Origin of the sequence: Symbiopectobacterium sp., assembly GCF_051710365.1 — a bacterium.
In the GTDB taxonomy this organism is placed as follows: Bacteria; Pseudomonadota; Gammaproteobacteria; order Enterobacterales; family Enterobacteriaceae; genus Symbiopectobacterium.
In genome coordinates this window covers 1-26,558 of sequence record NZ_JBPETA010000027.1, presented here as the reverse complement: position 1 = coordinate 26,558, position 26,558 = coordinate 1, and the positions used below count along the sequence as shown (strand labels likewise).

Annotated in this window: 24 protein-coding genes and 3 pseudogenes; 15 read left to right on the top strand and 12 right to left on the bottom strand. The window is 55.4% G+C overall.

The features are described from left to right. The coding region (locus tag ACTBDZ_RS04360; RefSeq protein WP_438814391.1) for an NAD-dependent malic enzyme at nt 1–1,242 on the bottom strand (1,242 nt) is incomplete at its 3' end. 179 nt (nt 1,243–1,421) lie between these two features. Further along, entirely contained in the window at nt 1,422–2,309 is an 888-nt protein-coding gene (cdd, locus tag ACTBDZ_RS04355) for a cytidine deaminase (RefSeq protein ID WP_438814390.1), read from the bottom strand. Between the two features lie 220 nt (nt 2,310–2,529). On the opposite strand from cdd, the pseudogene ACTBDZ_RS04350 reads away from it, so the two are divergent. Next, nucleotides 2,530–2,781: pseudogene (locus tag ACTBDZ_RS04350) on the top strand (SDR family oxidoreductase); the annotation flags it as partial. A gap of 25 nt (nt 2,782–2,806) precedes the next feature. Continuing rightward, nucleotides 2,807–3,253 (top strand): annotated as a pseudogene (locus ACTBDZ_RS04345) (gluconokinase); the annotation flags it as partial. 38 nt (nt 3,254–3,291) lie between these two features. On the opposite strand, the gene glpK reads toward ACTBDZ_RS04345, so the two are convergent. Further along, nucleotides 3,292–4,800 carry a glycerol kinase GlpK gene (gene glpK / locus ACTBDZ_RS04340; RefSeq protein WP_438814389.1) on the bottom strand — a complete coding sequence of 503 codons (1,509 nt, stop codon included), beginning with the start codon at nt 4,798–4,800 and terminating at the stop codon, nt 3,292–3,294. A gap of 53 nt (nt 4,801–4,853) precedes the next feature. Further along, nucleotides 4,854–5,693: an MIP/aquaporin family protein gene (locus ACTBDZ_RS04335; RefSeq protein ID WP_438814388.1), complete on the bottom strand. Its 840-nt coding sequence runs from the start codon at nt 5,691–5,693 to the stop codon at nt 4,854–4,856. Nucleotides 5,694–6,221: 528 nt separating this feature from the next. Between ACTBDZ_RS04335 and zapB the strand changes: the two genes are divergently transcribed. Next, nucleotides 6,222–6,461, top strand: a complete 240-nt coding sequence (gene zapB, locus ACTBDZ_RS04330; protein WP_438814387.1) for a cell division protein ZapB — start codon at nt 6,222–6,224, stop codon at nt 6,459–6,461. Between the two features lie 65 nt (nt 6,462–6,526). Here the strand turns inward: zapB and rraA are convergent, their stop codons facing one another. The 7 genes from rraA to priA form a co-directional block, all read right to left on the bottom strand. Then, nucleotides 6,527–6,940, bottom strand: coding sequence for a ribonuclease E activity regulator RraA (gene rraA / locus ACTBDZ_RS04325; protein ID WP_438814386.1), 414 nt, complete (start codon nt 6,938–6,940; stop codon nt 6,527–6,529). Nucleotides 6,941–7,046: 106 nt separating this feature from the next. Continuing rightward, nucleotides 7,047–7,943, bottom strand: a complete 897-nt coding sequence (locus ACTBDZ_RS04320) for a 1,4-dihydroxy-2-naphthoate polyprenyltransferase (protein WP_438814385.1) — start codon at nt 7,941–7,943, stop codon at nt 7,047–7,049. A 158-nt stretch (nt 7,944–8,101) separates the two neighbouring features. After that, nucleotides 8,102–9,433, bottom strand: a complete 1,332-nt coding sequence (gene hslU, locus ACTBDZ_RS04315) for an HslU--HslV peptidase ATPase subunit (protein WP_438814384.1) — start codon at nt 9,431–9,433, stop codon at nt 8,102–8,104. Between the two features lie 11 nt (nt 9,434–9,444). Further along, on the bottom strand, nt 9,445–9,975 hold the full coding sequence (gene hslV / locus ACTBDZ_RS04310) for an ATP-dependent protease subunit HslV (RefSeq protein WP_438814383.1): 531 nt from the start codon (nt 9,973–9,975) through the stop codon (nt 9,445–9,447). A gap of 87 nt (nt 9,976–10,062) precedes the next feature. Next, nucleotides 10,063–10,926 carry a cell division protein FtsN gene (gene ftsN / locus ACTBDZ_RS04305; protein WP_438814382.1) on the bottom strand — a complete coding sequence of 288 codons (864 nt, stop codon included), beginning with the start codon at nt 10,924–10,926 and terminating at the stop codon, nt 10,063–10,065. 80 nt (nt 10,927–11,006) lie between these two features. Beyond that, nucleotides 11,007–12,017 carry a DNA-binding transcriptional regulator CytR gene (gene cytR / locus ACTBDZ_RS04300; protein WP_438814393.1) on the bottom strand — a complete coding sequence of 337 codons (1,011 nt, stop codon included), beginning with the start codon at nt 12,015–12,017 and terminating at the stop codon, nt 11,007–11,009. A gap of 263 nt (nt 12,018–12,280) precedes the next feature. Continuing rightward, nucleotides 12,281–14,476 carry a primosomal protein N' gene (priA, locus tag ACTBDZ_RS04295; protein WP_438814381.1) on the bottom strand — a complete coding sequence of 732 codons (2,196 nt, stop codon included), beginning with the start codon at nt 14,474–14,476 and terminating at the stop codon, nt 12,281–12,283. Nucleotides 14,477–14,817: 341 nt separating this feature from the next. Here priA and rpmE point away from each other — a divergent pair, with 341 nt between their 5' ends. Beyond that, complete coding sequence (rpmE, locus tag ACTBDZ_RS04290; protein WP_195313079.1) at nt 14,818–15,033, top strand: 50S ribosomal protein L31; 216 nt, start codon at nt 14,818–14,820, stop codon at nt 15,031–15,033. An 83-nt stretch (nt 15,034–15,116) separates the two neighbouring features. Here the strand turns inward: rpmE and metJ are convergent, their stop codons facing one another. Then, nucleotides 15,117–15,434 (bottom strand): met regulon transcriptional regulator MetJ, encoded by a 318-nt coding sequence (gene metJ, locus ACTBDZ_RS04285; protein ID WP_196907435.1) that lies wholly within the window; start codon nt 15,432–15,434, stop codon nt 15,117–15,119. Between the two features lie 186 nt (nt 15,435–15,620). On the opposite strand from metJ, the gene metB reads away from it, so the two are divergent. The 11 genes and pseudogenes from metB to metF all read left to right on the top strand — a co-directional run bounded on the left by metB (nt 15,621) and on the right by metF (nt 26,283). Further along, on the top strand, nt 15,621–16,787 hold the full coding sequence (gene metB / locus ACTBDZ_RS04280) for a cystathionine gamma-synthase (protein WP_438814380.1): 1,167 nt from the start codon (nt 15,621–15,623) through the stop codon (nt 16,785–16,787). Next, the gene (locus ACTBDZ_RS04275; RefSeq protein WP_438814379.1) at nt 16,784–19,219 is read left to right on the top strand and encodes a bifunctional aspartate kinase/homoserine dehydrogenase II; all 2,436 of its coding nucleotides are present in this window, start codon (nt 16,784–16,786) and stop codon (nt 19,217–19,219) included. Before metB ends, ACTBDZ_RS04275 begins: the two co-directional genes overlap by 4 nt. Nucleotides 19,220–19,362: 143 nt before the next feature. Next, nucleotides 19,363–20,037, top strand: coding sequence for an ABC transporter ATP-binding protein (locus ACTBDZ_RS04270; protein WP_438814378.1), 675 nt, complete (start codon nt 19,363–19,365; stop codon nt 20,035–20,037). Nucleotides 20,038–20,182: 145 nt separating this feature from the next. Further along, entirely contained in the window at nt 20,183–20,557 is a 375-nt protein-coding gene (locus ACTBDZ_RS04265; protein WP_438814377.1) for a hypothetical protein, read from the top strand. 1 nt (nt 20,558) lies between these two features. Further along, nucleotides 20,559–21,692, top strand: coding sequence for an ABC transporter substrate-binding protein (locus ACTBDZ_RS04260; protein ID WP_438814376.1), 1,134 nt, complete (start codon nt 20,559–20,561; stop codon nt 21,690–21,692). Nucleotides 21,693–21,713: 21 nt separating this feature from the next. Continuing rightward, nucleotides 21,714–22,286 carry a hypothetical protein gene (locus ACTBDZ_RS04255; RefSeq protein ID WP_438814375.1) on the top strand — a complete coding sequence of 191 codons (573 nt, stop codon included), beginning with the start codon at nt 21,714–21,716 and terminating at the stop codon, nt 22,284–22,286. Then, nucleotides 22,287–22,604: an ABC transporter permease subunit gene (locus tag ACTBDZ_RS04250; protein ID WP_438814392.1), complete on the top strand. Its 318-nt coding sequence runs from the start codon at nt 22,287–22,289 to the stop codon at nt 22,602–22,604. Then, nucleotides 22,601–23,408: pseudogene (locus ACTBDZ_RS04245) on the top strand (ABC transporter permease). Before ACTBDZ_RS04250 ends, ACTBDZ_RS04245 begins: the two are co-directional and overlap by 4 nt. Next, nucleotides 23,405–24,409, top strand: coding sequence for a LacI family DNA-binding transcriptional regulator (locus ACTBDZ_RS04240; RefSeq protein WP_438814374.1), 1,005 nt, complete (start codon nt 23,405–23,407; stop codon nt 24,407–24,409). Before ACTBDZ_RS04245 ends, ACTBDZ_RS04240 begins: the two are co-directional and overlap by 4 nt. A 43-nt stretch (nt 24,410–24,452) precedes the next feature. After that, on the top strand, nt 24,453–25,214 hold the full coding sequence (locus ACTBDZ_RS04235) for a phosphodiesterase (protein ID WP_438814373.1): 762 nt from the start codon (nt 24,453–24,455) through the stop codon (nt 25,212–25,214). A gap of 175 nt (nt 25,215–25,389) precedes the next feature. Continuing rightward, nucleotides 25,390–26,283 (top strand): methylenetetrahydrofolate reductase, encoded by an 894-nt coding sequence (gene metF, locus ACTBDZ_RS04230; protein WP_438814372.1) that lies wholly within the window; start codon nt 25,390–25,392, stop codon nt 26,281–26,283. The last annotated feature ends 275 nt before the right edge of the window (nt 26,284–26,558 follow it).

Sequence of the window (26,558 nt, the reverse complement as noted above, 5' to 3'; positions counted from 1 at the left end):
CATCACGATAGGACGCGCGCAGTGGGTGTGCATTTCGCGAATGATCTCTTCCGTGAACAGACCCGGCTGACCAGAAACGCCAATCAGGATAGTTGGCTTGGCGTTGCGCACCACTTCCAGCAGTGAGATAGCATCGCTGGCAACGTCCCACTCGCTCAGCAATTCACTCTTCTGCACCAGCTTGCTCTGGAAATCGAGCAGGTTCGGCAGTTTGTCGGTCAGCGGACCGAAGCGATCCACCATAAACACGCGGGCACGCGCTTCTTCTTCGCTCAGACCTTCAGATTTCATCTGCGCAATAATTTGCTCGGCGATACCGCAACCGGCGGAACCAGCACCTAGGAAGGTGACCGTCTGATCGCGCAGTTGTGTGCCAGCAGCACGGCTGGCGGCAATCAGGCTTCCCAACGCCACGGCGGCAGTGCCTTGAATGTCGTCGTTAAAGCAGCAGATTTCATCGCGGTAACGATTTAACAGCGGCGTGGCATTGCTTTGTGCAAAGTCTTCAAATTGCAGCAACACGTTCGGCCAGCGGCGTTTTACCGCCTGAATAAATTCTTCCACGAAGGCATCATACTCTTCGCCGGTGATGCGCGGGTGACGCCAGCCCATATAGAGCGGATCGTTCAGGCGCTGCGGGTTGTTGGTGCCCACATCCAGCACGACGGGCAGGGTATAAGCCGGGCTGATGCCGCCACAGGCGGTGTAGAGCGATAGCTTACCGATAGGGATCCCCATGCCGCCGATGCCCTGATCGCCCAGGCCAAGGATACGTTCACCGTCGGTGACCACGATCACCTTCACGTTCTGCTTGGTGGCGTTTTGCAGCATGTCATCGATGTTTTCACGGTTCGGATAGGAGATAAACAAGCCGCGAGCACGACGGTAAATATCTGAGAAGTGTTCGCACGCCTGACCGACCGTTGGGGTGTAGATGATCGGCATCATTTCGGTCAGGTGTGCGTCCAGCAGGCGGTAAAACAGCGTCTCGTTAGTATCCTGAATGTTACACAGGTAGACGTGCTTCTCCATATCATTTTTGAATTCCTGATACTGACGCCAGGCGCGTTCTGCCTGCTCTTCAATGGTCTCCACTGCTTCAGGCAACAGGCCATGCAGGTTGAAGTTGGCTCGCTCTTCATTGGTGAAGGCGCTACCTTTGTTCAGCAAAGGGAATTCCAACAGGATAGGGCCAGCATAAGGGATGTAGAGGGCGCGTTTGCTTTCGTATTCTAATTCCATGACTTTTCTTACTCTTCGGGTAACAGAAACGAATTTAGGTAATGACACGACATGCAGCGCGGATCTTAAATTACCCAAAAAATATGTACAGAAAATGTTAATTAAAATAGTTACACATGACTTGCGTCACAACATTTTGTCAATGCTCCCCGGTTTGTCCATCGTTTTTGTGCGCTGTATCAGTCGATAAAGTGCTGCTGTACGTCGGTACACCCGGCTTCCGCCAGAATAATTTGCAACATCACCCACTGACTGATGGTGGTATTGCGCGGCTCAACCAGCGCGGCGCGGCGCACGCTGTGAATATCTTCACCGGCCAGATTCATCAGGTTTAATGCCACCTGAAGCGGCGGCAGGCTGGGGTTGAACGCGGCATTCTCTGCGTAGCGCCCGGTATACACCGTGCCGCGATCGGTTTCCAGCGCGACGCCGCTCAGAGCATTGCTGTAAGGCGCATGACTGCGGTTGGCGGCGTCCAACGCGGTCTGCGCTAGCAGATCGGCATCGAGCAGGGTGCGCCCGTGATTGACCGGGTCCATCAGCAGTGTGGTGATATTCAGATCCTGCGGTCCAAAGGCATCGGGTAAATAGTGGTGCAACTGCGCGGGTTCGCGCACCGGCAGGTGGATATGCAGCGTGTTCGCCCGGTTCAGTTCATTCATAAACTGACGGCAGTGCCCGCAGGGCGTGTAGTTCACCGTGATACTGGTCAAACCGCGCTCCTGGCGCAGCCAGGCATGGGCTATGGCACTCTGCTCCGCGTGCAGCGTTTGTTGCAACGGCACGGCGGTGAACTCCATGTTGGCACCAAAGTAGAGATTGCCGCTTTCGCCCTGAGCAACGGCACCCACTTGAAATTGAGAAATAGGCGCAATGGCGCACGCAGCCGCAAGGGGGAGTAAGGCGTAGGCTAACGTCTCTGGCGTCAGATCGCAGTGGGTACAAAGGGTCGTTACGTCGTCAGCAAGCAACATCCCGACAAAGTCAGGACGTTCAAGTATCGGCAGCAGGGCGTGTTGCAGTGTGTCAGAAAGTTGTGCAAAAGGGGCGTGATATCGTGGATGCATAGCGATGTACTCTTTTTGCCATTATTGTTTGTTGTCAGGGTAAAAAGTAGCCTATCAATAAATCGTGATCATTATCTCGTCGAACGTGAACTTATTGAAATTAAGATGCATTCTGCGCGATAAATCTCAAATTATCGAGCAGAATGCAACGGTGCTGCGATTATCGCGCCGTCTGCATCATCTCTGTCGCTAGTGAAACAGTTGTACCAGCAGCGGAAAGATGTGCGTTGAACTTGCGCGTTATAACATTCAGGTCAATGGCATTGCGCCGGGTTATTTCAAAACCGACATGACCAAAGCGCTGGTTGAGGATGAAGCCTTTACCCAATGGCTGTGTAAACGTGTGCCCGCGGCGCGCTGGGGTAACCCGGAAGAGCTGATCGGCGCGGCGGTTTATCTCTCCTCACGGGCATCTGATTTTGTTAACGGACATTTGCTGTTTGTTGATGGCGGCATGCTGGTCGCCGTTTAAGCACGCGGTGTAACAAGGAGCCGTTATGGCAGGACAATGCGTGGTGATCATGGGCGTATCCAGCACGGGAAAATCGAGCATGGGTGCGCAGTTGGCGCAGCGGTTAGGGGCCAAGTTCATTGATGGTGGCGATCTGCACCCGCGTCACAATATTCTCAAGATGTCACAGGGGCAGGCGCTGAATGATGATGACCGTGAACCTTGGCTTGAGCGGTTGAACGATGTGATCTTCAGCTTGCAACAAAAGAATGAGGCAGGCATTCTGGTCTGTTCATCGCTGAAAAAACGCTACCGCGATCGGCTGAGGAAGGAAAATCACGGTATTACCTTTCTCTGGCTGACGGGGGATTACGCGCTGGTGTTAGCGCGTATGCAGCAGCGTAAAGGCCATTTCATGCCGGAAAGTTTGCTCAAAAGCCAGTTTATGGCGCTGGAAACGCCACAGGCGGACGAACCGGATGTGGTGGCGGTGTAGATATCGCTGCGCCCTTGCAGTTTTCCCTACGGGAATTATTCGTGATCTTCCCATGCTTGAGCACGTGCCACGGCTTTCTTCCAGTCGCTGTAACGATAGTTACGCTCCACGGTTTCAATGCTGGGGCGGAATTCACGTTCAATCGTTGCCTTGCTCTTCACTTCATCCAAATCATTCCAGAAGCCGGTAGCCAGACCTGCCAGGAACGCAGCACCCAGTACGGTAGATTCGCGCACTTCAGGGCGTTCTACGTGGGTGCCGAGGATATCTGACTGGAACTGCATCAGGAAGTTGTTGGCAACCGCACCGCCGTCAGCGCGCAGTGATTGCAGACGTGTACCTGAATCCGCCTGCATGGCATCCAGTACGTCACGCGTTTGATAAGCAATGGATTCCAGCGTAGCGCGGATGATGTGGTTGGAATTCACGCCGCGCGTCAGGCCGAAGATGGCACCACGAGCATACGGGTCCCAATAGGGTGCGCCCAGCCCGGTAAAGGCAGGAACAACGTAAACACCGTTGGAATCTTTCACCTTGGTGGCGAAATATTCGGAGTCCATGGATTCGCCGATCAGTTTCAGTTCATCACGCAGCCATTGAATAGAAGCACCGCCGACGAATACGGAGCCTTCCAGCGCGTAGTTCACTTCGCCACGCGGGCCGCAGGCGATGGTGGTTAGCAGACCATGCTGGGATTTCACCGGCTCTTTACCAGTGTTCATCAGCAGGAAGCAGCCTGTACCGTAGGTATTTTTCGCCATGCCCGGTTGAACGCAAAGCTGGCCGTACAGGGCCGCTTGTTGGTCGCCTGCGATACCGGCGATAGGAATACGCGTGCCGCCTTTACCGCCAATGTTGGTTTGCCCATAGACTTCGGAAGAAGGACGCACTTGTGGCAGCATAATACGCGGGATATCCAGCGCTTCCAGCATGCGATCGTCCCAGTCCAACGTCTTGATGTTGAACAGCATGGTACGTGAGGCGTTAGTGTAATCGGTCACGTGTACGCGACCCTGGGTCATTTTCCAAATCAGCCAGGTATCAATCGTGCCGAACAGCAGTTCGCCACGATTGGCGCGCTCGCGTGCCCCTTCCACGTTGTCCAGAATCCACTTCACCTTGGTGCCGGAGAAGTAAGGGTCAACCACCAGGCCAGTGTTGGTACGGATATAATCCTCCAGGCCTTGTTTTTTCAGGGTTTCACAAATATCAGCGGTACGGCGGCACTGCCATACGATAGCGTTGTAAACCGGTTTTCCCGTCTCTTTTTCCCACACCACCGTGGTTTCACGCTGGTTGGTGATACCGATACCGGCGACTTCATCAGAGCTGATATCGGCTTTGGCCAGCACTTCAACCAGCGTGGCGCTTTGCGTTGCCCAGATTTCCATCGGGTCGTGTTCAACCCAGCCTGCTTTGGGGTAAATCTGGGTGAATTCGCGCTGGGAGATGGCGATGATGTTGGCATCATGATCGAGTATGACGGCGCGGGAGCTGGTAGTACCCTGATCCAGCGCGACAATGTATTTTTTTGCCGGTGTCATAGGTTTTAATCCTGTTGTGTAGCGGGTAAAAAAGCGTATGCCGTGGGCGTCGCTTAGCGTGCTTCAGTGCGCTGCGTTTCTTTGTCTTCTACTTCGCAGACATCGCAAGGCAAATTACGGCCAATCAGGGCTCGGTAGCCGAAAGCACCCAGGCATGCCCCAACGATTGGTCCGAAAATCGGCACGAGGAAATACGGAATATCACGCGCGCCGGTGAAGGCCACTTGTCCCCAGCCTGCCAGATAGGCAAACAGCTTCGGACCGAAGTCACGTGCGGGGTTTAACGCAAACCCGGTCAACGGACCCATGGAGGCACCAATTACTGCGATCATGATACCGATCAGCAGCGGCGCTAACGGACCGCATGGCACGCCGTTGCCATCGTCAGTGAGCGCCAGAATCAAACACATCAGTACGGCGGTGATGACCATTTCCACCACAAAGGCCTGGAATACGGAAATCTGCGGATGCGGATATGTCGAGAACGTGCTCGCCAGATTTAAACTTTCCACACTACCGCGCACGATGTTGTGAGTCTGTTCAAAATCTGCGAACAAATTGTGATAAAGACCGTACACTAACGCGGCGGCGCAGAATGCACCTGCTACCTGCGCAATGATGTAAGGAATCACCTTGCGCGCGTCGAAGCAGGCAAACAGCCACAGGGCGATGGTAACTGCCGGGTTAAGGTGGGCACCGGAAATAGCCGCAGTCAGGTAGACTGCCATGGAGACGCCTAAACCCCAGACGGCGCTGATTTCCCATTGACCAAAGCTGGCACCGGCAAGTTTTAATGCTGCCACGCAACCCACTCCAAAGAAGATTAGCAGACCGGTGCCGAGAAACTCGGCGATACATTGGCCTTTTAAGGTTGGCACTCTCGATTGACTCATAATGGTTTCCTGTTTACGGGGCTACAGAGTAATGTTCAGGCCGCTGACATAGAGCGACCCTGTATAAATGTGTGGACGATGTGAATTTATCGTTAATCTTCGAAAACGAGAAATATCGAAATAAAAATGTGTGTTGTTCGTCATAAAAATGAACGTATTCGCCTATCATAGCGCCGCTGTACGGTTACTTACGCCCGTTTCATGTTAATGACGGCGTTAACGTTGTTAACATGAGCGCGAGTGGGCAGAAGGGTAGCGTGCAAATTATTACGCAAGCAAGCACGTAATTTCAGTTTGCACTGATTGTTGTGGTTAAAAAAACGATCAAGACTCCCATCAGAGTGGATGGCTGCTAGACAGCGCCCTGACAGCCCCATACAATTTACCGATACACTGAACGAAAGAGACGTGCTGATGGAGTGCCATCCTCAACGCAAGCGTGATAGCGAGCGTATGTGAAGCGGGATTGGCATGGGAAGGGGAGATAGTACGCCTCATTGGTGCCTTGCGATTAAAAGGGGTTGAAGAATGTCATTTGAAGTGTTTGAGAAACTGGAAGCCAAAGTTCAGCAAGTGATTGATACTATTACATTATTGCAAATGGAAATCGAAGAGCTGAAGGAAAAGAACGGTCAGTTGAGCCAGGAAGTGCAACAGGCCGCTGAGTCCCGTGAAACGCTGGTGCGTGAAAACGAACACTTGAAAGAAGAACAGGTTGTCTGGCAGGAACGCCTGCGCGCGCTGTTGGGCAAGATGGAAGAAGTCTAAGCGAGAAACGCAAAAGTCAAAAAAGGGCGCACTGCGCCCTTTTTTATCAATATGCTACTGTCGAACTATTCGATATCCAGTGGATCTTCCGACAGGATAATGCCGGTATTGTCGGCATACAGATGATCGCCGGAGAAGAAGGTCACACCGCCGAAATTGACGCGAATATCGCTTTCGCCAACCCCTTCGCTGGCGGCACCCACCGGAATGGCGATATCCAACTCTTCCAGATCGTCCACCTGGCGCACCGCACCGTAGACCACGATGCCTTCCCAGGCGTTTTGTGTCGCCAGACGGGCCAGTTCAGCATCGATCAAGGCACGACGCACAGAACCACCGAGAAGTACACGACCTACGCCGCTCTCTTCCAGCACATCGTAGAGGATGCCGTTATCCTCAAAGCATTTCACCGTGGTGATTTTGCCACCAAAGGAAGTGCGTCCTCCAAAGTTGGAAAACAGAGGTTCAACAACGTTCACCTCTTCGTGTCAGTTTGCCGCCGGGATCCTGAGTATATCCCTTAAAGGCAAGTGTTGGCAAAATCATCAAATGTTAACTTGATGCGTATCAGTAAATACTCGCCGCTTAGCTGAGCATTACACCCACAGCAAACAGCAAATTGGTCAGCAGCGCGCCCTTGACGGTTTTTTCCAGCATGGGGCGCATGCTGAACGGACTGATTTCACGGCGCACATAGGCAGCCTGCTTGAGCAGTAGCGGCAGGGTCAGGATAAACAGCCAGCCAGCCAGCGTGTGCAGATAAAACATGGCAAACAGGGCCAGACACAGCGGCGCGGTCAGCAACAGCAGGGAATGATAGCACCGGGCACGCTGCGCACCGAGGCGAACGGCCAGCGTGTTTTTACCGCTGAGACGATCGTTGTTGATATCGCGCAAATTGTTGATGTTCAGCACCGCAGTGGCGAGCAGCATAACGATGCTGTCAAAATGGCCGGTTTGCAAGTAATAGGAGCCTGCGACGCTGAGCCAGCCAAAGAAAATCATGACGGATATGTCCCCCAGTCCCATATAACCGTAGGGTTTGTTGCCCACGGTATAGGTAATGGCGGCGACCATCGCCAGCACCCCGAGGATCAGAAAGCCGATGATATCCGACGGCTTTTCGCACGCCATGATGACAAGCGACAGTCCGGACATGATGGTCAGCACCACGGTGACGATCAGCGCCATGCGTAACTGCGACAGCGAGATAACGCCAGTTTGGATGCCGCGCAGAGGCCCGATACGGGTTTCGGTATCGCTGCCTTTTACCGCATCACCGTAATCGTTCGCCAGATTGGAGAGGATTTGCAGCAGTCCGGCGGTCAGTAGCGCCAGTAGAGCGATACCCGGTTTAAAATTGTTGTGCCAACTGGCGATAGCGGAGCCCGTCACAATGGACGCAAACGCTAATGGAAGCGTTTTCGGACGCAAGCTGTCCAGCCAGGCTTTGGTTTTGCTGCTTTGGGTTGATAAGGTCATGATACGTGTCGTTTTTTCAATGCAATGTCTGTCGCATGCATGTGTTAATGAGAAGTCCAGTCCATGAGCGCTGGCCAGAAACGCAAATGGGAGGCATCAGCCTCCCATCATTTGCCAAACAGAGCGTTTGCGCAACAGGACAATTCGAATTGTAGGGATTATAAGATAAAACGGCTCAGATCTTCATCTGCTACGAGCTCGTCAAGATGACTACGCACGTATTTTGCGTCCACGGTAACAGTTTGGCCGCTCATTTCGCTGGCATCGTAAGAGATCTCTTCGATCAAACGCTCCAAAACAGTATGCAGACGACGTGCGCCGATGTTCTCGGTGCGCTCGTTGACCTGCCAGGCCGCTTCGGCAATCCGGCGAATGCCGTCCGTAGTGAAGACGATATCCACGCCTTCCGTCGCCAGCAACGCTTTATACTGTTCCGTCAGTGATGCGCTGGGCTCCGTCAGGATGCGTTCGAAATCTTCCGTGGTCAGCGCTTGCAGCTCAACGCGGATAGGTAAACGCCCTTGCAGCTCGGGGATCAGATCCGACGGGCTGGAGACCTGGAACGCACCGGAGGCGATAAACAGGATGTGATCGGTTTTCACCATGCCGTGTTTGGTGGAGACCGTACAGCCTTCCACTAGTGGCAGCAGATCGCGCTGTACCCCTTCACGAGAGACCTCCGGGCCGGAAGTTTCCCCGCGTTTGCAGATTTTATCGATCTCATCGATAAACACGATACCGTGTTGCTCAACGGACTCGATAGCCTGCTGTTTCAGCTCTTCCGGGTTCACCAGTTTGGCCGCTTCTTCTTCGACCAGCAGCTTGAAGGCATCTTTGATTTTCATCTTGTGCGCTTTCTGCTTTTGACCCGCCAGATTCTGGAACATGGACTGCAACTGATTGGTCATTTCTTCCATGCCAGGAGGGGCCATGATTTCAACGCCCATCGGGGTAGCTGCCAGATTGATTTCAATTTCTTTGTCGTCTAACTGCCCTTCACGCAATTTTTTGCGGAAGGCCTGACGCGCCGCAGAAGGTTCTTGAGGCTCTTCCGGTTGACCCCAGTTATTTTTTGCCGGGGGAATCAGCGCATCCAGAATACGTTCTTCGGCCATCTCTTCAGCGCGGAAGCGGTTTTTTTCCAGCGATTGCTGGCGCATCATTTTGATGGCCGCATCCGTCAGATCACGGATGATGGAGTCCACTTCCTTACCAACATAGCCGACTTCAGTGAATTTAGTGGCTTCCACTTTGATAAAAGGGGCGTTGGCCAGTTTGGCCAGACGACGGGCAATCTCAGTTTTACCGACACCGGTCGGCCCGATCATCAGGATGTTCTTGGGTGTCACTTCATGGCGTAACGCGTCGGAAAGCTGCATACGGCGCCAGCGGTTACGCAATGCGATTGCCACCGCACGTTTGGCCTTGTGCTGATCGATGATGTAGCTGTCGAGCTCGCTAACGATTTCGCGCGGGGTCATTTCAGACATGATGTCATTCCTTACGCCTTGGAGGCTAATTCTTCAATCGTGTGGAACTGATTGGTGTAGATGCAGATATCGCCTGCGATACCCAGCGACTTTTCAACAATCTCGCGCGCGCTGAGCTCGGTGTTCTCCAGCAGCGCTCTGGCTGCGGCTTGCGCATACGGGCCGCCAGAACCGATAGCAATCAAATCGTTTTCCGGTTGAATCACATCGCCGTTACCGGTGATGATAAGCGACGCGTTTTCGTCTGCGACGGCCAGTAGTGCCTCCAGACGGCGTAGCATACGGTCGGTGCGCCAGTCTTTTGCCAATTCCACGGCGGCCTTGACCAGGTGGCCTTGATGCAGTTCCAGCTTGCGTTCAAACAGCTCGAACAGCGTAAAGGCGTCAGCGGTACCGCCCGCAAAGCCCGCGATCACGTTGTCGTTGTACAGGCGGCGTATTTTGCGCACGTTGCCCTTCATGACCGTGTTTCCCAATGTGGCTTGGCCGTCGCCGCCAATCACCACGTGGCCGTTGCGACGTACACTTACTATAGTTGTCACGTGTCGATCCCCGTTAGATAAGGAAAAAGAACCCCACAGTGCTGTGGGGCATATTAATGCTATAGATGGGGGACCGCTTAGGAGTTTTCAACCCCCGGCAGCGAGAGGAATGCAGTTTGCTGCGCCAGCGTCTTTCAGGCGCGATAACATTTTGTCGGCGGTGGCGCGATCTTTATACGGCCCTAACGTGATGCGATTCCAGCCGCCACTGCTGGCGATGCGGCTTTCGATACCGGCAAAAGCCAACTGCGCGCGCACCGATTCTGCTGGTTCCAGCGTTTTAAACGAACCACACTGCACCATCCAGCGCTGTGCTTTTTCTGGTTTGGGCGCTTCCGGCTGCTTCGCGGTTTCCACCGGTTTTGGCGTTTCCTGCTTAGGTGTAGCGGGCTGTGTCGCGGGGGCTGTGACGGGCGCACGCGTACTCACGGGTGGCTGAGTCACCGTCGGCGTGGTTGCTACCGGCGGTATCACCACGGTTTTGGGCGCGGTGATGGTGACCTGGGAGCGAGGCACCGGCGTTTGATCGTTATAGGGCACTTCTGACAGCTGCGTCGGCGCACGACGCATATCCGCCTGCATCTGCTCTAGCAGTTGGCGTTGTTCTTGCGTGAGCTGGACCGGTGATTTGATTTCTCCACCGGAATTGGGTGCCGTCGGCTCAGGAACGTCCAACTGACGATTCTCCAGTTCTTTAATATAACGCCAGCGCTCTTCCGGCTTCGGTGGCAGACCATTGCCGTTGTTGGTGGCGCTGCGCGGTAGCACGGGCGACTCGGCAGGCTTGTTGTTGGCGATAAAATAGAGCCCGCCCGCGAAGGTCACCAGAACGGCAACAGCCAGCATTATCATGAACTTAGAGACGCCCGACGAAGAGCCACCTCTTCGACTGGTTGTCTTTTTTCGTCGTGCGCCTGAGCGCCCACGGCTGACGTAATCTCGTTGTGCCACTGTCGTTTCGCTACAAATGAAATGAAAGATTTAGGGAGCATGTTACTGAACCCTAAAAACTTTGACCAGCACCGGAATTCTTAAACCCGATAACGAGCGTAATTTGGTGTGGCCGTGCTGTCACGAATAACCAGTTTGCTGTTGAGTAACCGTGAACCGCTGGGCACCGGATGGCCCTGCAATTGTTCCAATAGCAGATGCATGGATTCACACCCCAGTTCATAGCGGGGTTGGGCGACGGTAGTGAGCGCTGGGAAACAGTATTGTGCCTGCTCGATATCATCAAAACCCACCAGCGACAGGTCTTTGGGAACATCCAGCTTCATTTTTTTCGCTTGAGAGAGCACTCCCATCGCCATCATGTCGCTGTGGCAAAATATGGCGCTGGGCGGTGCCGGGTGCTTCATCAGCATCATCAGCCCGTTCACGCCGGTTTCATAACTGAAGCTGCCGCGATAGATATACTGATTATCCACCTGAATGCCGCTGCGGCGCAGCGCCTGAATATACCCTTGCAAGCGGTATTCGCTCAGATGCATGTTTTCGGGACCCGCGATACAGGCAATACGGCGATGTCCGAGCCGGTGCAGATAATAAACGGCATCAAAGGCGGCGGTGAGATTATCGATGTGCACCGTCGGCAATTCCAGATCGGGTGAGAACTCGTTGACTATCACCATCGGCGGTAGGTTGCGCCGCTCCTCTTTGCTGGCGCTAAACGGCAGATTGGCCCCGAGCAGCAACATGCCATCAATCTGCTTGGTGATAATCAAATCCACGAAGGACTTTTCTTTGTGGTGCTGGTGAGCGCAATCGCCAATCAGCACCAGATAACCTTGTTTTGCGGCGGTTTCTTCGATACCACGCAGGACATCGGTAAAAAAGGGATCGCAAATATCTGGCATAATCGCGAGCAGCGTGCGTGACTCGCTGCGTTTTACGTGACGGGCAAGCGCATGCGGCGCGTAACCCACAGTGAGCACGGCTTGTTCAACCCGTTTACGCGTTTGGCTCGAGACCTTCTCCGGGTTCATTAACGTTCGGGAGACCGTGGCCGTCGATACACCCGCGACCTCTGCCACGTCTTTCATCGTCGCCGGCGTGGTGTCATTTTTATAGTCCAACGCGGTTCTCCTTGCATCGTATGCGATTGGCGAACAGGACGGCGGCACGCACGCCGCCCGATTTTTTTGCCCGACAGGCTTATACCACCCATTTTGCTAAGGATACTGTTTCTCTGCATACGCTTAACAGATGGCGCGCAAGTTTTGCTGCTCAGATTGCATAAAAGATGTGACGGATGTCGTTTTTTCGGCGCCGTTCGCATTTTTTCGCGGTGCGTTAACGGCGGCGATCAGTTATCGGTGGGGTCGACATCCAGCACCCATTTCATTTTTCGCGCTTCGGGCAGTAGCGGGATAAGCGGCAGTGAGGCTTTAACGACACGCTGGAGCGTGGCGCGGGAAGGGTGCTGCAACAGCAATTGCCAGCGAAAGCGCCCGGCGCGTTTGGGTTGCAATGCGGGAACCGGGCCGATCAGCCAGAGCGCGTCATCCTTGAGCGGGCTGCTTTCCAGCAGGTTGCGCAGTTGTTGGAGGAAAAGCGGCGCATGCTGATTATCGTGATCGTCGGCGCGGAACAGAATGTGGCTGGTGTAGGGGGGCAGAAACACGCTCTGGCGCTCTTTCAGCGTCTGACTGGCGAAGGCGTCGTAGCCCTTTTGTAGCAGCAATTGCAGTAACGGATGGTCAGGGTGATGGGTTTGCAGCACCACTTCGCCGCTCTTCCCGGCGCGTCCGGCGCGTCCGGAAACCTGCGTATAGAGCTGGGCAAAACGTTCTGTTGCACGAAAATCGGCGGAAAACAGCGAGCTATCGACATCCAGCAGCGCCACCAGCGTGACATCCGGGAAATGGTGCCCTTTTGCCAGCATCTGCGTACCGATCAGAATGCGCGCATCTCCTTGACGCACCTGCGCCAGTTGCTGTTCCAGCATGCCTTTGCGGCTGGTGGTGTCGCGATCGATACGGGTAATGGGCACATTGGTGAACAGGGAAGTCAATGATTCCTCCAACTGCTCGGTGCCCAAACCAACTGGCACCAGATGCGTTGAACCGCAGTGCGGACACTGCTGTGGCACTGGACGCTGGCTGTCACAATGGTGGCAACGGAGCTGACGCTGCTGCTGGTGATAGGTGTAATAGTGCTCGCAGCGCTGGCATTCCGCGATCCAACCGCATTCGTGACACATTACCACCGGCGAAAAACCTCGGCGATTAAGAAACAGGATGACCTGGTTGTTGTGTTCCAAATGGTGACGAATGCGGGTAATCAGCGGCTGTGACAGGCCGCTGGTGAGCGGTAATCCTTTGACATCGAGGATATGCTGGCGCGCAGGTTGTGCATTGCCCGCACGCTTGCGTAGCGTGAGCTGACGGTATTTGCCGTTCTGCACATTGTAGAGCGTTTCCAGCGCAGGCGTGGCGGAGCCGAGCACGATGGGAATATTTTTCTCTCTGGCGCGGAACACCGCCAAATCACGCGCATGATAGCGCCATCCTTCGTGCTGTTTATATGAGCCGTCGTGCTCTTCATCGATGATGATCATTCCCAGGCGGGCAAACGGGGTAAACAGCGCAGACCGGGTGCCGATGACAATCGCGGATTCTCCGCTGCGTGCGCGTAGCCAAACCGCCAGACGCTCGCTGTCGTTCAGTCCCGAGTGCAGCACATCCACTGGCGCGATGAAGTGTGCGCGGAAACGGGCAATGGTCTGCGGCGTCAGGCCGATCTCGGGCACCAGCACCAGTGCCTGCTTGCCTTGTGATAACACGTTTTCCAGCGCGCTCAGGTACACCTCGGTTTTGCCGGAGCCGGTGATCCCGGCCAGTAGCCAGGCGGTAAAATGGCTGTCTTCGCTGCGAATAGCACCCACTGCGGTCGCCTGCTCAGTATTGAGGCGCAGCCGTTCATCATGGGTGATGGGCTGGTGACGCCAGTCCTGCACCTCCGCGTCGATGGCCTTGAGGTCGCACAACCCTTTGGTACGCAGTGCCTGCAATGAGGTCTCCGTCAGACCGGATTCATTCACCTGATGGCGGTACAGCGTACCTTGTATCAGGGCCGCCAGTGCCTGCTGCTGTTTGCGGGCGCGCGTCAGCGTGGCGAGCGGTGTGGCTTTACCTTGTTCGGTGGCGAACCATTGCCAGAGCGGAGCGCGATGGGCCGGTTTGCCCTGTCGCAGCAAAATCGGCAAGGCGTGGAATAGCACCTCACCTATAGGATAGTGATAGTAGCCCACGGCCCAGAGAAGAATGCGCCACAGGCTGTCAGGGAAAAGAGGCTGCGCATCGAGCACGTCGTGAATGGATTTGAGCTGTTCTACCGGAAGTTCGCTGCGATTGCTGCACGCCACGACAATACCAATCGCCTTGCGGTTGCCAAAAGGCACGCTGACGCGCACGCCCGGCGATGGCGTCATGCCTGCGGGCAGCAGGTAATCGAATGTGCGTGCCAGCGGCACGGGCAATGCGACCTGAACGATGGACATGCTTTCTCCGGCTGATAACTCTGGCGCTATGCTGTTTTCCCTGCACAGCGCAGCCCGACGGTACGATGTGTTACTGCTCCGCGGACGTCATGGGGGCTTGCGCCGCCAGTGTACAGGTTGCAGACTAAAATGTGTTACCTGATTGCATCGGCTGGCTAATTTCTGTATGATTCGCCGCCTTTATACGACTTTGCTATGTGTGGTGTAATGACCGGCGCGATGGCGAAGCGTATACTGATCGTAGAGCGTCAATGTACAGTGCTGTGCTTACAGTGCTTAACTTCGTGTGGTGTCTGGCGAAACAGGGCTGGATAGCGACACGGCCTTAACAGAGGTTTGCCATGAAAAAAGGTATTCACCCGAATTATGTAGCGATTACTGCAACGTGTTCTTGCGGTAACGTTATCAAAACCCATTCTACCGTGGGTCACGATCTGAACCTGGACGTTTGTGGCGAATGCCACCCGTTCTATACCGGTAAACAACGTGTTGTTGACACCGGTGGTCGTGTTGAGCGCTTCAACAAGCGTTTCAGCGTGCCGGGCAGCAAAAAATAAGCGTCCGCGCATAAACAATAAAAGCGCCCTTGGGTGCCTTTATTGTTTCTATCGCCAGAGCGGTATACCGCCCGATCAACAGATCAATATTCCCACGTATCCGGGTCAATCCCCATCTCACGCATGATCGCCTTGGCCACCTCAGGGATTTCATCGCTGCGCTCTTTACGCAAATCGTGGTCATCCGGTAGTGGCTGGCCGGTAAATGCGTGCAGAAACGCTTCGCACAATAATTCACTGTTGGTTGCATGGCGCAGGTTATTGACCTGACGTCGGGTGCGCTCATCAGTCAGGATTTTCAGCACTTTAAGCGGAATCGAGACCGTGATCTTTTTAACTTGCTCGCTCTTTTTACCGTGTTCAGCGTAAGGGCTGACATACTCGCCGTTCCACTCAGCCATGGGATACCTTAAAAATATAGCCGTCAGGAAGATAAAACCGTCATAATATAAGGGTAATTCTAACGGGATTTCCGTCAATGCTCAATCTATACGCAAAGAATTTTAGAAGTCTAGATGTATTGACGTCCGTTTAGCTTGGGATTACTCTTGACAGCCTATACCCTGCCGCCAGTTAGGAAAATGACCATGACGCGTAAACAAGCAACGATTGCCGTTCGTAGCGGACTTAATGATGATGAACAATACGGCTGTGTGGTTCCGCCGATTCATCTCTCCAGCACCTACAACTTCACCGGTTTCAACCAGCCCAGAGCCCATGACTACTCGCGTCGCGGTAACCCGACGCGTGATGTGGTGCAGCGTGCGTTGGCGGAGTTGGAAGGCGGTGCTGGGTCGGTGATGACCAGCAGTGGCATGTCAGCCATTTTGTTGGTGTGCACCGTTTTTCTGCGTCCGGGTGATTTGTTGGTTGCGCCTCATGATTGCTATGGCGGCAGTTACCGTTTGTTTGACAGCTTGAACAAGCGCGGCGCATTTCGCGTAAAATTTGTCGATCAGGGCGACGCGGCTGCGTTGGCGGCGGCTCTGGAAGAGAAACCCAAACTGGTGCTGGTGGAAAGCCCCAGCAATCCGCTGCTGCGTGTGGTGGATATCGCCGCCATTTGCCAGGCTGCGCGTGACGCGGGTGCGGTCAGCGTGGTGGACAACACCTTCCTGAGCCCGGCGTTGCAGCGTCCGCTGGCATTGGGGGCGGATTTGGTAGTGCACTCCTGCACCAAGTATCTCAATGGTCACTCCGATGTGGTGGCTGGCACGGTGATTGCCAAAGACCCGGCGTTGGTGACGGAACTGGCCTGGTGGGCGAACAATATCGGTGTGACGGGGGCTGCGTTTGACAGCTATCTGCTGCTGCGTGGGTTGCGCACCCTTGGCCCGCGTATGGCCGCTGCGCAGAAAAATGCGCTGCAACTGATTGATTACCTGCAAACACAGCCGCTGGTAAAAAAACTTTATCATCCTTCGCTGCCGAACAACCCCGGCCATGAGATTGCGCGTCGTCAGCAGTCCGGTTTCGGTGCCATGTTGAGTTTTGAACTGGACGGTGATGAAGACACCCTGCGCCGTTTCCTGGGTGCGTTGGAACTGTTTACGCTGGCAGAATCGCTGGGCGGCGTGGAAAGCCTGATTTCTCATGCAGCCACCATGACCCATGCGGGCATGGCACCGGAAGCGCGTGCGGCAGCAGGCATCTCCGAAACCCTGCTGCGTATTTCGGTCGGCATTGAAGACGGTGACGATCTGGTTGCCGATCTGGATCGAGCATTCCGGGTGGCAACTGAGGGAGCAGCATGAGTGCGTTAGGCGTATCAGCGACGGTTTCTGGCCGCCAACTACATAAATTTGGCGGCAGCAGTCTGGCAGATGTGAAGTGTTATCAACGTGTCGCGGGGATTATGGCCGAGTACAGCCGCCCCGGCGATTTGATGGTGGTGTCAGCCGCGAGCGGCACAACCAACCAACTGATTAGCTGGCTGAAACTGAGCCAGAGCGATCGCCTGTCTGCCCATCAGGTGCAGCAGGCGCTGCGTCGTTACCAAAGCGATTTGATTGCCGGTTTGCTGCCTGCGGATGCCGCAGAGTGGTTGACCACTCTTTTTATCCGCGATCTGGAGCGTCTGGCGGCGCTGCTGGATGGCGGCGTGACCGATGCAGTTTATGCCGAAGTGGTGGGGCACGGCGAAATTTGGTCCGCACGTCTGATGGCGGCGGTGTTGAACTTGAGCAACATCGACGCCAACTGGCTGGACGCCCGCGACTTTTTACGCGCTGAACGGGCAGCACAGCCGCAGGTGGACGAAGGTCGCTCCTGGCCGCTGCTGCAACAGCTGTTAACGCAGCATGCGGGGCAACGGCTGGTGGTGACCGGTTTTATCAGCCGCAACGAGGCCGGTGAAACAGTCTTGCTGGGGCGCAACGGCAGTGACTATTCGGCGACGCAAATCGGTGCGCTGGCGGGCGTGGAGCGCGTGACCATTTGGAGCGATGTGGCCGGTGTTTACAGCGCCGATCCCCGTAAGGTGAAAGATGCCTGTCTGCTGCCTCTGCTGCGCCTTGATGAGGCCAGTGAGCTGGCGCGTCTGGCGGCACCGGTGCTGCATGCACGCACCTTGCAGCCAGTGTCAGCAAGCGATATCGATCTGCAACTGCGTTGCAGTTACAACCCGGAGCAAGGCTCTACGCGCATCGAACGCGTGTTGGCGTCGGGCACGGGGGCAAAGATTGTCACCAGCCACGATGACGTTTGCCTGATCGACGTGCAGATTCCTACACAGCATGATTTTGCGCGCGTGCACAAAGAGATCGAACAATACGTTAGCCGTGCGCAAGTGCGTCCGCTGGCGATTGGCGTGCATGCCGATCGCAATCTGGTGCAGTTGTGTTACACCTCGGAAGTGGTGGACAGCGCTTGGCATGCATTGGAACAGGCCGGATTGCCCGTGACGTTCACGTTGCGTGAAGGGTTGGCGCTGGTGGCCATGGTCGGGGCCGGCGTGTGCCGTAACCCGCTGCACAGCCACCGTTTTTATCAGCAGTTAAAAGATCAGCCCATCGAGTTTGTCTGGCAGTCCGACGATGGCATCAGCCTGGTGGCGGTGCTGCGCGTGGGACCGACGGAGCATTTGATCCGTGGTTTGCATCAGTCGTTATTCCGTGCAGAAAAACGGATCGGGTTGGTACTGTTCGGCAAGGGCAATATTGGTTCCCGCTGGCTGGAGCTGTTTGCGCGCGAGCAGGCGCTGATTTCGGCACGTACCGGCTTTGAGTTTGTGCTGGCGGGCGTGGTAGACAGCACGCGTAGCCTGCTGAACTACGACGGGCTGGAAGCCAGTCGCGTGCTGGCCTTCTTTGATGATGAAGCGCAGGAACGTGATGGCGAAGATCTCTTCCTGTGGATGCGTGCTCACCCCTACGATGACCTGGTGGTGTTGGATGTGACCGCCAGTGAAGCGGTGTCAGATCTCTATCTCGATTTCGCCAGCTACGGCTTTCACGTGATCAGCGCCAACAAGATTGCGGGGGCATCCAGCGGCGATCGTTATCGCCAGATCCGCGACGCCTTTGCCAAAACCGGACGTCACTGGTTGTATAACGCCACGGTGGGCGCAGGGCTGCCGGTGAACTATGCGGTGCACGATCTGCGTGACAGCGGTGACAGTATTCTGGCCATCAGCGGCATCTTCTCCGGCACCTTGTCGTGGCTGTTCCTGCAATTTGATGGCAGCGTACCGTTCACCGAACTGGTGGATCAGGCTTGGCAACAGGGGCTGACGGAGCCGGACCCGCGCGTCGATCTTTCCGGGCAGGACGTAATGCGCAAACTGGTGATTTTGGCGCGCGAAGCGGGTTATGACATCGAACCCAATCAGGTGCGGGTGGAATCACTGGTGCCTGCGGGCTGTGAAGCGGGTTCGATCGATCAGTTTTTCGAAAATGGCGATTCGCTCAACGAGCAGATGGTACAGCGTCTGGAAGCGGCACAAGAGATGGGATTGGTGCTGCGTCACGTAGCGCGTTTCGATGTCAGCGGCAAAGCGCGCGTGGGCGTGGAAGCGGTGCGACCGGATCATCCGTTGGCTTCTCTGCTGCCGTGTGACAACATGTTCGCGATCGAAAGCCGCTGGTATCGCGACAATCCGTTGGTGATTCGTGGGCCGGGTGCCGGACGCGATGTAACGGCCGGGGCGATTCAGTCGGATCTCAACCGATTGGCGCAATTGCTGTAAGGCCTCTTCTCTTGCTAGCGGTGGCGTTTGACCACCGCTATTCCTTTTCACCCTGTCACTGAAATGTCATGGCGTTAACACGTCGTTGACATCATTACCCCGGACAATCGGCGCTATCGAAAGGTTTGTTTGGGTGCACAGGTGTGCAAAATAGAACGTCTTCTTCCGCTGCGCTAACGCCGCATATTACGCTCGATCACCTGCATGCCGGGTACGGCGCTACGCCTGTTTTAAATGATATTCACCTGGAGATTGCTCAAGGGGAATTTGTCGCGCTGCTCGGAGCCTCTGGTTGCGGCAAGACCACCTTGCTGCGCACTATCGCAGGGTTTGCGGCACCGGATGCCGGTGCGGTTCTGGTCAACGGCCAGGATATTACCCACTATCCGCCGGAAAAACGTGGCATGGCGCTGGTGTTTCAAAGCTACGCGCTGTGGCCGCATATGACGGTGGCGCAGCATATTGCCTACGGACTCAAATTACGACGTATGCCGAGAGCGGGGATCGCCCGCCGTGTGACCCAGCTTGAAAACATGCTGGGACTGACCGGATTGGGTGAGCGCAAACCGGCACAGCTCTCCGGCGGCCAGCGTCAGCGTGTCGCTCTGGGGCGAGCATTGGCGATACAGCCAGATATCTTGCTGCTTGATGAGCCGCTCTCCAATCTGGATACCCGCATTCGCTTGCAACTGCACGACGAGATTCGCGCTTTGCAGCAGCGTCTGGGCCTTACGGCCATTCATGTGACCCACGATCGTGAAGAAGCCATGGTGATGGCAGATCGCATCGTCATCCTGCACCAAGGACGCGTGATGTAGGCAGGCAGCCCGCAACAGGTTTACCACCACCCGGCCAGCGCCTTTGTCGCGGCGTTTATGGAGGCTGAAAACCAACTGATGCTGGAAGGCCTACTATGACGGCGATAGGTTAACGCTGCGTGGCGACGAGCAGGGGGCGGCACTGGTGCCACGGGATGCGACATTGCAACCCGGCACGGTGGAAGCGCGCTTTCGCGCCGAAGCCGCACAGCTCTACGATGCGACACAAGCGCCGCCAGCGGCTCCCGGCATGCTGGTGCGTCAGGGCACCGTGTTGGCACAAAGCTATCCGGGCGGTCATTGGCAGCACACGGTTGTCAGTGGCGCATGGCGGATGCAGGTGCATGCCTCTGCGCCTTATGACGTCGGTCAGCGCGTAGAGGTGCAGATCCCGGCTGAAGCGCTGTTCCTGTTTCCGGCGTCTGACACGTCAGCCCCGTTCGCTGCAACATCACTGACTTCTGCTTCTCACGATTCGCTTCCCGGCCTGACTACCCAATCTTGTACTGGAGCCCACTGACATGAAACGTATTTTTGCTGTAACGCTCATGATGGGCGCTTCACTTTCTGCTGCGCAGGCGCAAGAGCTGACCGTGCTGACGGCTGGCGATCAAAATATGGTTGATTATGTGAACGACTATCTGGGGCCGCTGTTTGAGCAACAGCATCCGGGCGTCAAAGTCAGAGCCGTCGGCACCGGGCCGGGCGATGCCGGCTCACAGAAGATCCTCGAGCGCTTTAACGCGCAACAAGCCGCCGGCAGCAAAGTCTGGGATACCGACGTTGCTGTGGTGCATGAAAAATTTGTCGGACCGATGGTGAAGGGCGGCCAACTGTTGCAATACCGTGATGCGATTGCGAGCGGCAAATTGGTGACCATGGAGGCGGTAGACAAAGCGTTAGGCAGTGATGTCAAAGGCTATGTGATGCCGATGTTCAGCAGCCAAACTGCACTGGCCTATAACCCGGCGCTGGTGTCGAACCCACCGAAAAGCTATGACGAACTGCAACAGTGGGCTGCAGCGCACCCAAAACAGTTCGGCTATAACGGCATTAAAGGGGGCGCATCGGGCGTCAGTTTTGTGATGGGATGGGTTTACGCTTACGGCGGCGATGCCAATAAGCTGATGAACGGCCCGTTTGAAGAAGCGGAAGCACAGAAATGGCAACCGGCCTTTGACCGCCTGAAAGCGTTCAATAAAAACGTCACCCTGACGCCGGGCAATGCGGGTACGCTGGATATGCTGAGCCGGGGTGAGATTGCCATCGGCCCAGTGTGGGTAGACATGTTCTACTCGTGGAAAGCGAACGGCCAGTTGCCGGATAACTTTAAACTTCTGCTGCCTGCACCGGGCATGCCCGGCCAGCCGATGCACTACGTGATCCCGGCACAAGCCCCCAATCGTGAACTGGCCCAGCAATTTGTCGAACTGGCAACCAGCCCGAAAGTACAGGCGCAGGGTATTGTTGAGCGCTTCAACTGGTATCCGGGCATTGATGCCAAATACGTTCAATCGGAACTGAAACCGGAAGTCTGGCAGCGCCTGTTTACCGATATTTCGCCGCAGGATCTGGCGACCAAAGGGAAAACCTTCCCCATCGCCCCGTATAACGCCGCGATCCTCAATGCTTATGAGCGTGCGATGGCGCAGTAATCGCCCGCATTATTGACCTGATTGATTGATAGTATCCTCCCCGGCCTGTCTGGCCGGGGAGGGGAGAACCGCATATTACCACTCCCTTCTTTTTCTTCTCGTCTGGCTGGTATTGCGCTGGTGCTGCCTGCGCTACTAGTGGTGGCACTGTGCTTTATCGCTCCGCTCGGGCTGTCCGTTGGCGGAGCCTTTGTCAGCGAGCAGGGCATCGGTGGGGCCAATTTTGTTACCGCGTTGACGCTCTACGCCCCGGATATTCTGTTTACGTTGCTGATTGTTGGCGTGTCTACGCTACTGATTGGCCTGTTTTCCGTGTTGATCGGCGGTTACCTGACGTTGGGTGAAAATCCGCATTGGGTCGCACTGCTGCGCTGGGTTTATCGCTGGCCGCTGTTTATTCCATTTATCGTCACCGGACAGATTTTACGCACCTTTCTGGCCAAAAACGGCTGGCTAAACGGGGCATTGGATATGGTGGGCATCGTCGATATCGCCAGCGCCAGCAACTGGCTTGACTGGCGCGGTATCGTGTTTGCCTTTGTCTGGAAACAGACGCCGTTTGTGGCGCTGCTGGTATCTGGCGCAATGGTATAGCTGGATCGTGGGACGATGGAGTCAGCGCGTAATCTTGGCGCGGGTCGGCTGCGTATTCTGTTCGAGATTGTGGTGCCGCAGGTGTGGCACACGTTGCTGACTGGCCTGATTCTGTCTTTCGTGACCATGATGTCGGTGCTGTCGGTGCCGCTGATGATCAATGCGCAATCCCCGACGCTGTTGAGCGCCAATATTGCCTTTCTTATCAATGCTTATGGTGATTACGGCGTGGCGAATGCGCTGGGTGCTATCTCGCTGCTGATGACGGCGGTATTTGCGGTTATCTATCTGCGTATCAGCATGAGGGAGAAAGCATGAGGCGCGTATTTGGATGGATTGCCCCGGCGCTTATGCTGGGCGTGCTGATTTTTCTTATCTTTGGTCCGTTGGCTAACCTGCTGCTGTGGGCAGTGGCGGAGAAATGGTTTTATCCACACCTGCTGCCTACTGAATGGGGGTTTTACCTTTTGGCGGCGCGTGTTCTCGGCGCGCAGCGTTGCCTAGGAAGCGCTGGGCAATAGCGTGCTGGTGGCGATATGCACGGTGCTGGCCTCGCTGGCGCTGGCTATTCCCGCCGGGTATGCACTGGCGCGACTGGCGTTGCCTGCGCGTGGCGTTATTCTGCTGGTTTTTCTGATTCCACAAGCGTTTCCCAATCTGACGGTGTACGTGAATATCGCTCGCCTGTTTTATCAGTGGGGACTGAACGGCACGCTGTTTGGTGTGGTGCTGGTGCATACGGTGCATGGATTGGTGTTTGCGGTGTGGATTGCTTCAGCGGCGTTTGCCGCAATCAGCCGTGAGATGGAACAGGCCGCCCGTTCGATTGGGGCCGGGCCGTGGCGCACGTTTATCGATATCTCCCTGCCGCAAGCACTTCCGGGGCTGATGGCGGCGGCCATATTTGTCTTTCTGGAATCGTTGGATGAATTCACGGGTAGCTACTTTGTCGGCGCGCCGGATGTGCAGATGATACCGTTGATGCTGTACAGCGCCGGGGCGGGCGGCAATTATCAGATTGCGTCGATAACCGCGCTGGTATTACTGGTGCCTTCCATTGTTTTCATGCTGGTGGTAGAACGTTTCCTGAAAGCAGACGTGTTGGCGAGGATCGGTAAATGAGCATCAATAAACAGCGTTATGTCAGCGCGCAGGATGTGGCGCGCCGGGCGGGGGTATCACGCTCGGCGGTGTCGCGCAGCTTCACTCCGGGCGCAAGCGTCTCAGCAGAGACTTACGCCAAAGTGATGACGGCAGCGCAGCAACTGGGCTATCAGGTCAACGATCTGGCTCGCGGTCTGCTGGCGAACAGCAGCCGGTTGGTGGGGTTGGTGGTCACACAGCCGGAAGTGGGTTTTCGTGCCAATCTGGTCGCCGCACTTTCTCAGGCACTTATTCAGCGCGGTTCGATTCCAGTGCTGATCAACACCGGACACACGCGCGGCGCGATGGCGGCGGCACGTTCGATTCTGTTCGGCCATCGTGCTGAAGCGACTATCGTGTTGTCTGGCTCACCGCCGCAGGAATTTGTTGAACTGGCGCAGTTGAACGGCCAGCCGTTGATCGTCATTGGACGCAATGACGACGCCTGCGACAGCGTGCATATCGATAATGACACGGCAGCACGCACGGCGGCGCGTTTGTTCGCTGCGGACGGCAGAAAACAGGTGGCGCTGATGGGCTGCGCATCGGTCGCTCCGAACATTGTTGAGCGCGAGCAGGCGTTTTGCGATGAAGCGCGCACGCTGGGATTGGACGTGAGCACGGTACGTTGCGCTGATTCAGACTATGCGGGGGGCCTTGGTGCCTGTCAGGCGCTGTTTGCACAGCTGCCGCTGGATTGGCCGGATGCCGTGTTTTGCATCAACGATTTAATGGCGTTTGGTGTGATTGATTGCGCGCGTCAGCGAGGATTGTCAGTCCCTGACGATCTGGCGGTTATCGGTTTCGATGATATTCCTGCCGCAGGCTGGGATGCCTATTCGCTGACCACCTTCCGCCAGGATCCGGTGGTGATGGCCGCACAGGCGCTACAGTTGCTGGAACGTCGACAAGCACAGCCGCAGGCACCAACCAGCAAAGCCGAGGTCAGCGCGCCACTGGTGCGCCGCCAATCGGCCTGAATATCTTGAACATGCCACGCATTGTGATGTACAGAAGGAAACCATGAAAATCATTCAGCTCTCCGACCTTCATTTAACGACGCCAGGCCGTGTGTTGCACGGACGCGATCCGCTGCAACACTTTCAGGCAGCAATTGCGGATATTAATACGCACCAGCGTGACGCTGCGCTGGTGGTTATTTCCGGCGATCTTTCCGATGATGGCAGCGCGGCATCTTACGCCGCCCTCGCTGATACGCTGGCCGAATTACAGGTTCCCTGGCGCGTGACATTAGGAAACCATGATGACCGAGCGGCCTTTTTGCACGCGTTTCCCGCGTTAGCTGATGAGCACGGTTTTATCCAAAATGTCACGAACCTCAGCGATCATTGTGTAATTCTGCTGGATTCACTGCAAAATGGTGATGTTGCGAGAAACCTGTGCAGTACGCGCTTACAGTGGTTGGAAGGCCAACTGCGCCGCGCTCAGGACAAAGCTGTATTGTTGTTTTTGCATCATCCACCGATGCCCATCGGCTTGCCGTCGCTGGATGAGGTGCGGTTAGCGCCGGGCGCTGCCGATGCGTTGCATCAATGCTGCCTGCGTTATGGCAACGTTTGGCACATTGCCGCAGGCCATGTGCACCGTCCTGCCAGCGGTAACTGGCGCGGCATCACCTTTACTACGGTGCGCGGCATTAACCACCAGTCTGCACTGCGTTTTGTCCCCGGTTTTGACATCAGCCAGGAAACGCCACAGTACGCTATTTTCTGGGTAACGGCGCAGGGGCATACCGTACATTTCAACGACGTTCCCGTCTCGTAAGGTGGGGCGAGACAGCATGATGAAAAAAATTCATTTACCTTGAGCAATCATCAACAGCTTTTAAACGAAATTCGTTGACTCTTGGTTGAGATTCCGTCATTTTCTATATGGACGTCTAAACGTATAGACGTTCTATAAATAATGACGGTAACGCGACGACAAGGGTGGCAAGGGTATGAGTTTTTTTCACGCAAACCAGCGGGAAGCGCTGAATCAAAGCCTGGCGGAGATCCAGGGGCAAATCAATGTTTCCTTTGAGTTTTTCCCGCCGAAAACCAGCGAAATGGAAGAAACGCTGTGGAACTCAATTGACCGCCTGAGCAACCTGAAACCCAAGTTTGTTTCTGTTACTTACGGCGCAAACTCTGGCGAACGTGACCGTACTCACAGCATTATCAAGACGATCAAAGAGCGTACCGGGCTGGAAGCTGCGCCGCACCTGACTTGTATTGATGCTTCCCGCGAGCAACTGCGTGAGATCGCACAGGATTACTGGCAGAGCGGTATCCGCCATATTGTGGCGCTGCGTGGGGACTTGCCGCCGGAAGGGGGTAAACCAGACATGTATGCCGCTGATTTGGTGAGCCTGCTTAAAAGCGTCGGTGATTTTGATATCTCGGTCGCGGCTTATCCGGAAGTTCACCCGGAGGCCAAAAGCGCGCAGGCCGATCTGATCAACCTGAAGAAAAAGATTGATGCGGGTGCGAATCGGGCCATCACGCAGTTCTTTTTCGATGTGGAAAGCTATTTACGTTTTCGCGATCGCTGCGTCGCCACGGGCATTGATGTGGAGATTGTGCCGGGCATTCTGCCGGTTTCCAACTTCAAACAGTTACAACGCTTCGCCACCATGACGAACGTGCGCGTGCCGAACTGGATGACGGCCATGTTTGATGGGCTGGATAATGATGCTGATACCCGCAAAATGGTGGGGGCGGCCATCGCCATGGACATGGTGAAAATCCTCAGCCGTGAGGGTGTGAAAGATTTCCACTTCTATACGCTCAACCGTGCGGAGTTGAGTTATGCGATTTGCCATACACTGGGTGTAAGACCTGCCGCTAACTGATCAAAAGCCATCATGGCAGTGCGTAACCGTAGCGCACTGTCATTTCGTGCGTTTTTCTTTTCTTTTTTTCCCCTATCGCTTTGCTGGTTGTTGGGCGATTCCTGCTATCGGGCTCCGGCTCTGATTCATAGGCTGACATCTCAGAATCCGATTCCGTGTCGTAGTCTTTGGCTCGCTCGTTAGGAATATAGCCATAGGTTTTTTCCTCCAGTTTATCCAGCCGAGGAATTTTACTGAAGCCGTCATTCCGCACCTACTTTAAGAATAAATTCGAC

What these genes read in the sequence shown, in the direction of transcription:
- cdd (WP_438814390.1), bottom strand. Translation starts at nt 2,309, where the DNA reads ATGCATCCACGATATCACGCCCCTTTTGCACAACTTTCTGACACACTG.
- metF (WP_438814372.1), top strand. Translation starts at nt 25,390, where the DNA reads ATGAGTTTTTTTCACGCAAACCAGCGGGAAGCGCTGAATCAAAGCCTG.
- ACTBDZ_RS04235 (WP_438814373.1), top strand. Translation starts at nt 24,453, where the DNA reads ATGAAAATCATTCAGCTCTCCGACCTTCATTTAACGACGCCAGGCCGT.
- metB (WP_438814380.1), top strand. Translation starts at nt 15,621, where the DNA reads ATGACGCGTAAACAAGCAACGATTGCCGTTCGTAGCGGACTTAATGAT.
- ACTBDZ_RS04260 (WP_438814376.1), top strand. Translation starts at nt 20,559, where the DNA reads ATGAAACGTATTTTTGCTGTAACGCTCATGATGGGCGCTTCACTTTCT.
- zapB (WP_438814387.1), top strand. Translation starts at nt 6,222, where the DNA reads ATGTCATTTGAAGTGTTTGAGAAACTGGAAGCCAAAGTTCAGCAAGTG.
- ACTBDZ_RS04240 (WP_438814374.1), top strand. Translation starts at nt 23,405, where the DNA reads ATGAGCATCAATAAACAGCGTTATGTCAGCGCGCAGGATGTGGCGCGC.
- glpK (WP_438814389.1), bottom strand. Translation starts at nt 4,800, where the DNA reads ATGACACCGGCAAAAAAATACATTGTCGCGCTGGATCAGGGTACTACC.
- rpmE (WP_195313079.1), top strand. Translation starts at nt 14,818, where the DNA reads ATGAAAAAAGGTATTCACCCGAATTATGTAGCGATTACTGCAACGTGT.
- priA (WP_438814381.1), bottom strand. Translation starts at nt 14,476, where the DNA reads ATGTCCATCGTTCAGGTCGCATTGCCCGTGCCGCTGGCACGCACATTC.
- cytR (WP_438814393.1), bottom strand. Translation starts at nt 12,017, where the DNA reads ATGAAAGACGTGGCAGAGGTCGCGGGTGTATCGACGGCCACGGTCTCC.
- ACTBDZ_RS04275 (WP_438814379.1), top strand. Translation starts at nt 16,784, where the DNA reads ATGAGTGCGTTAGGCGTATCAGCGACGGTTTCTGGCCGCCAACTACAT.
- ACTBDZ_RS04335 (WP_438814388.1), bottom strand. Translation starts at nt 5,693, where the DNA reads ATGAGTCAATCGAGAGTGCCAACCTTAAAAGGCCAATGTATCGCCGAG.
- hslU (WP_438814384.1), bottom strand. Translation starts at nt 9,433, where the DNA reads ATGTCTGAAATGACCCCGCGCGAAATCGTTAGCGAGCTCGACAGCTAC.
- metJ (WP_196907435.1), bottom strand. Translation starts at nt 15,434, where the DNA reads ATGGCTGAGTGGAACGGCGAGTATGTCAGCCCTTACGCTGAACACGGT.
- ACTBDZ_RS04320 (WP_438814385.1), bottom strand. Translation starts at nt 7,943, where the DNA reads ATGACCTTATCAACCCAAAGCAGCAAAACCAAAGCCTGGCTGGACAGC.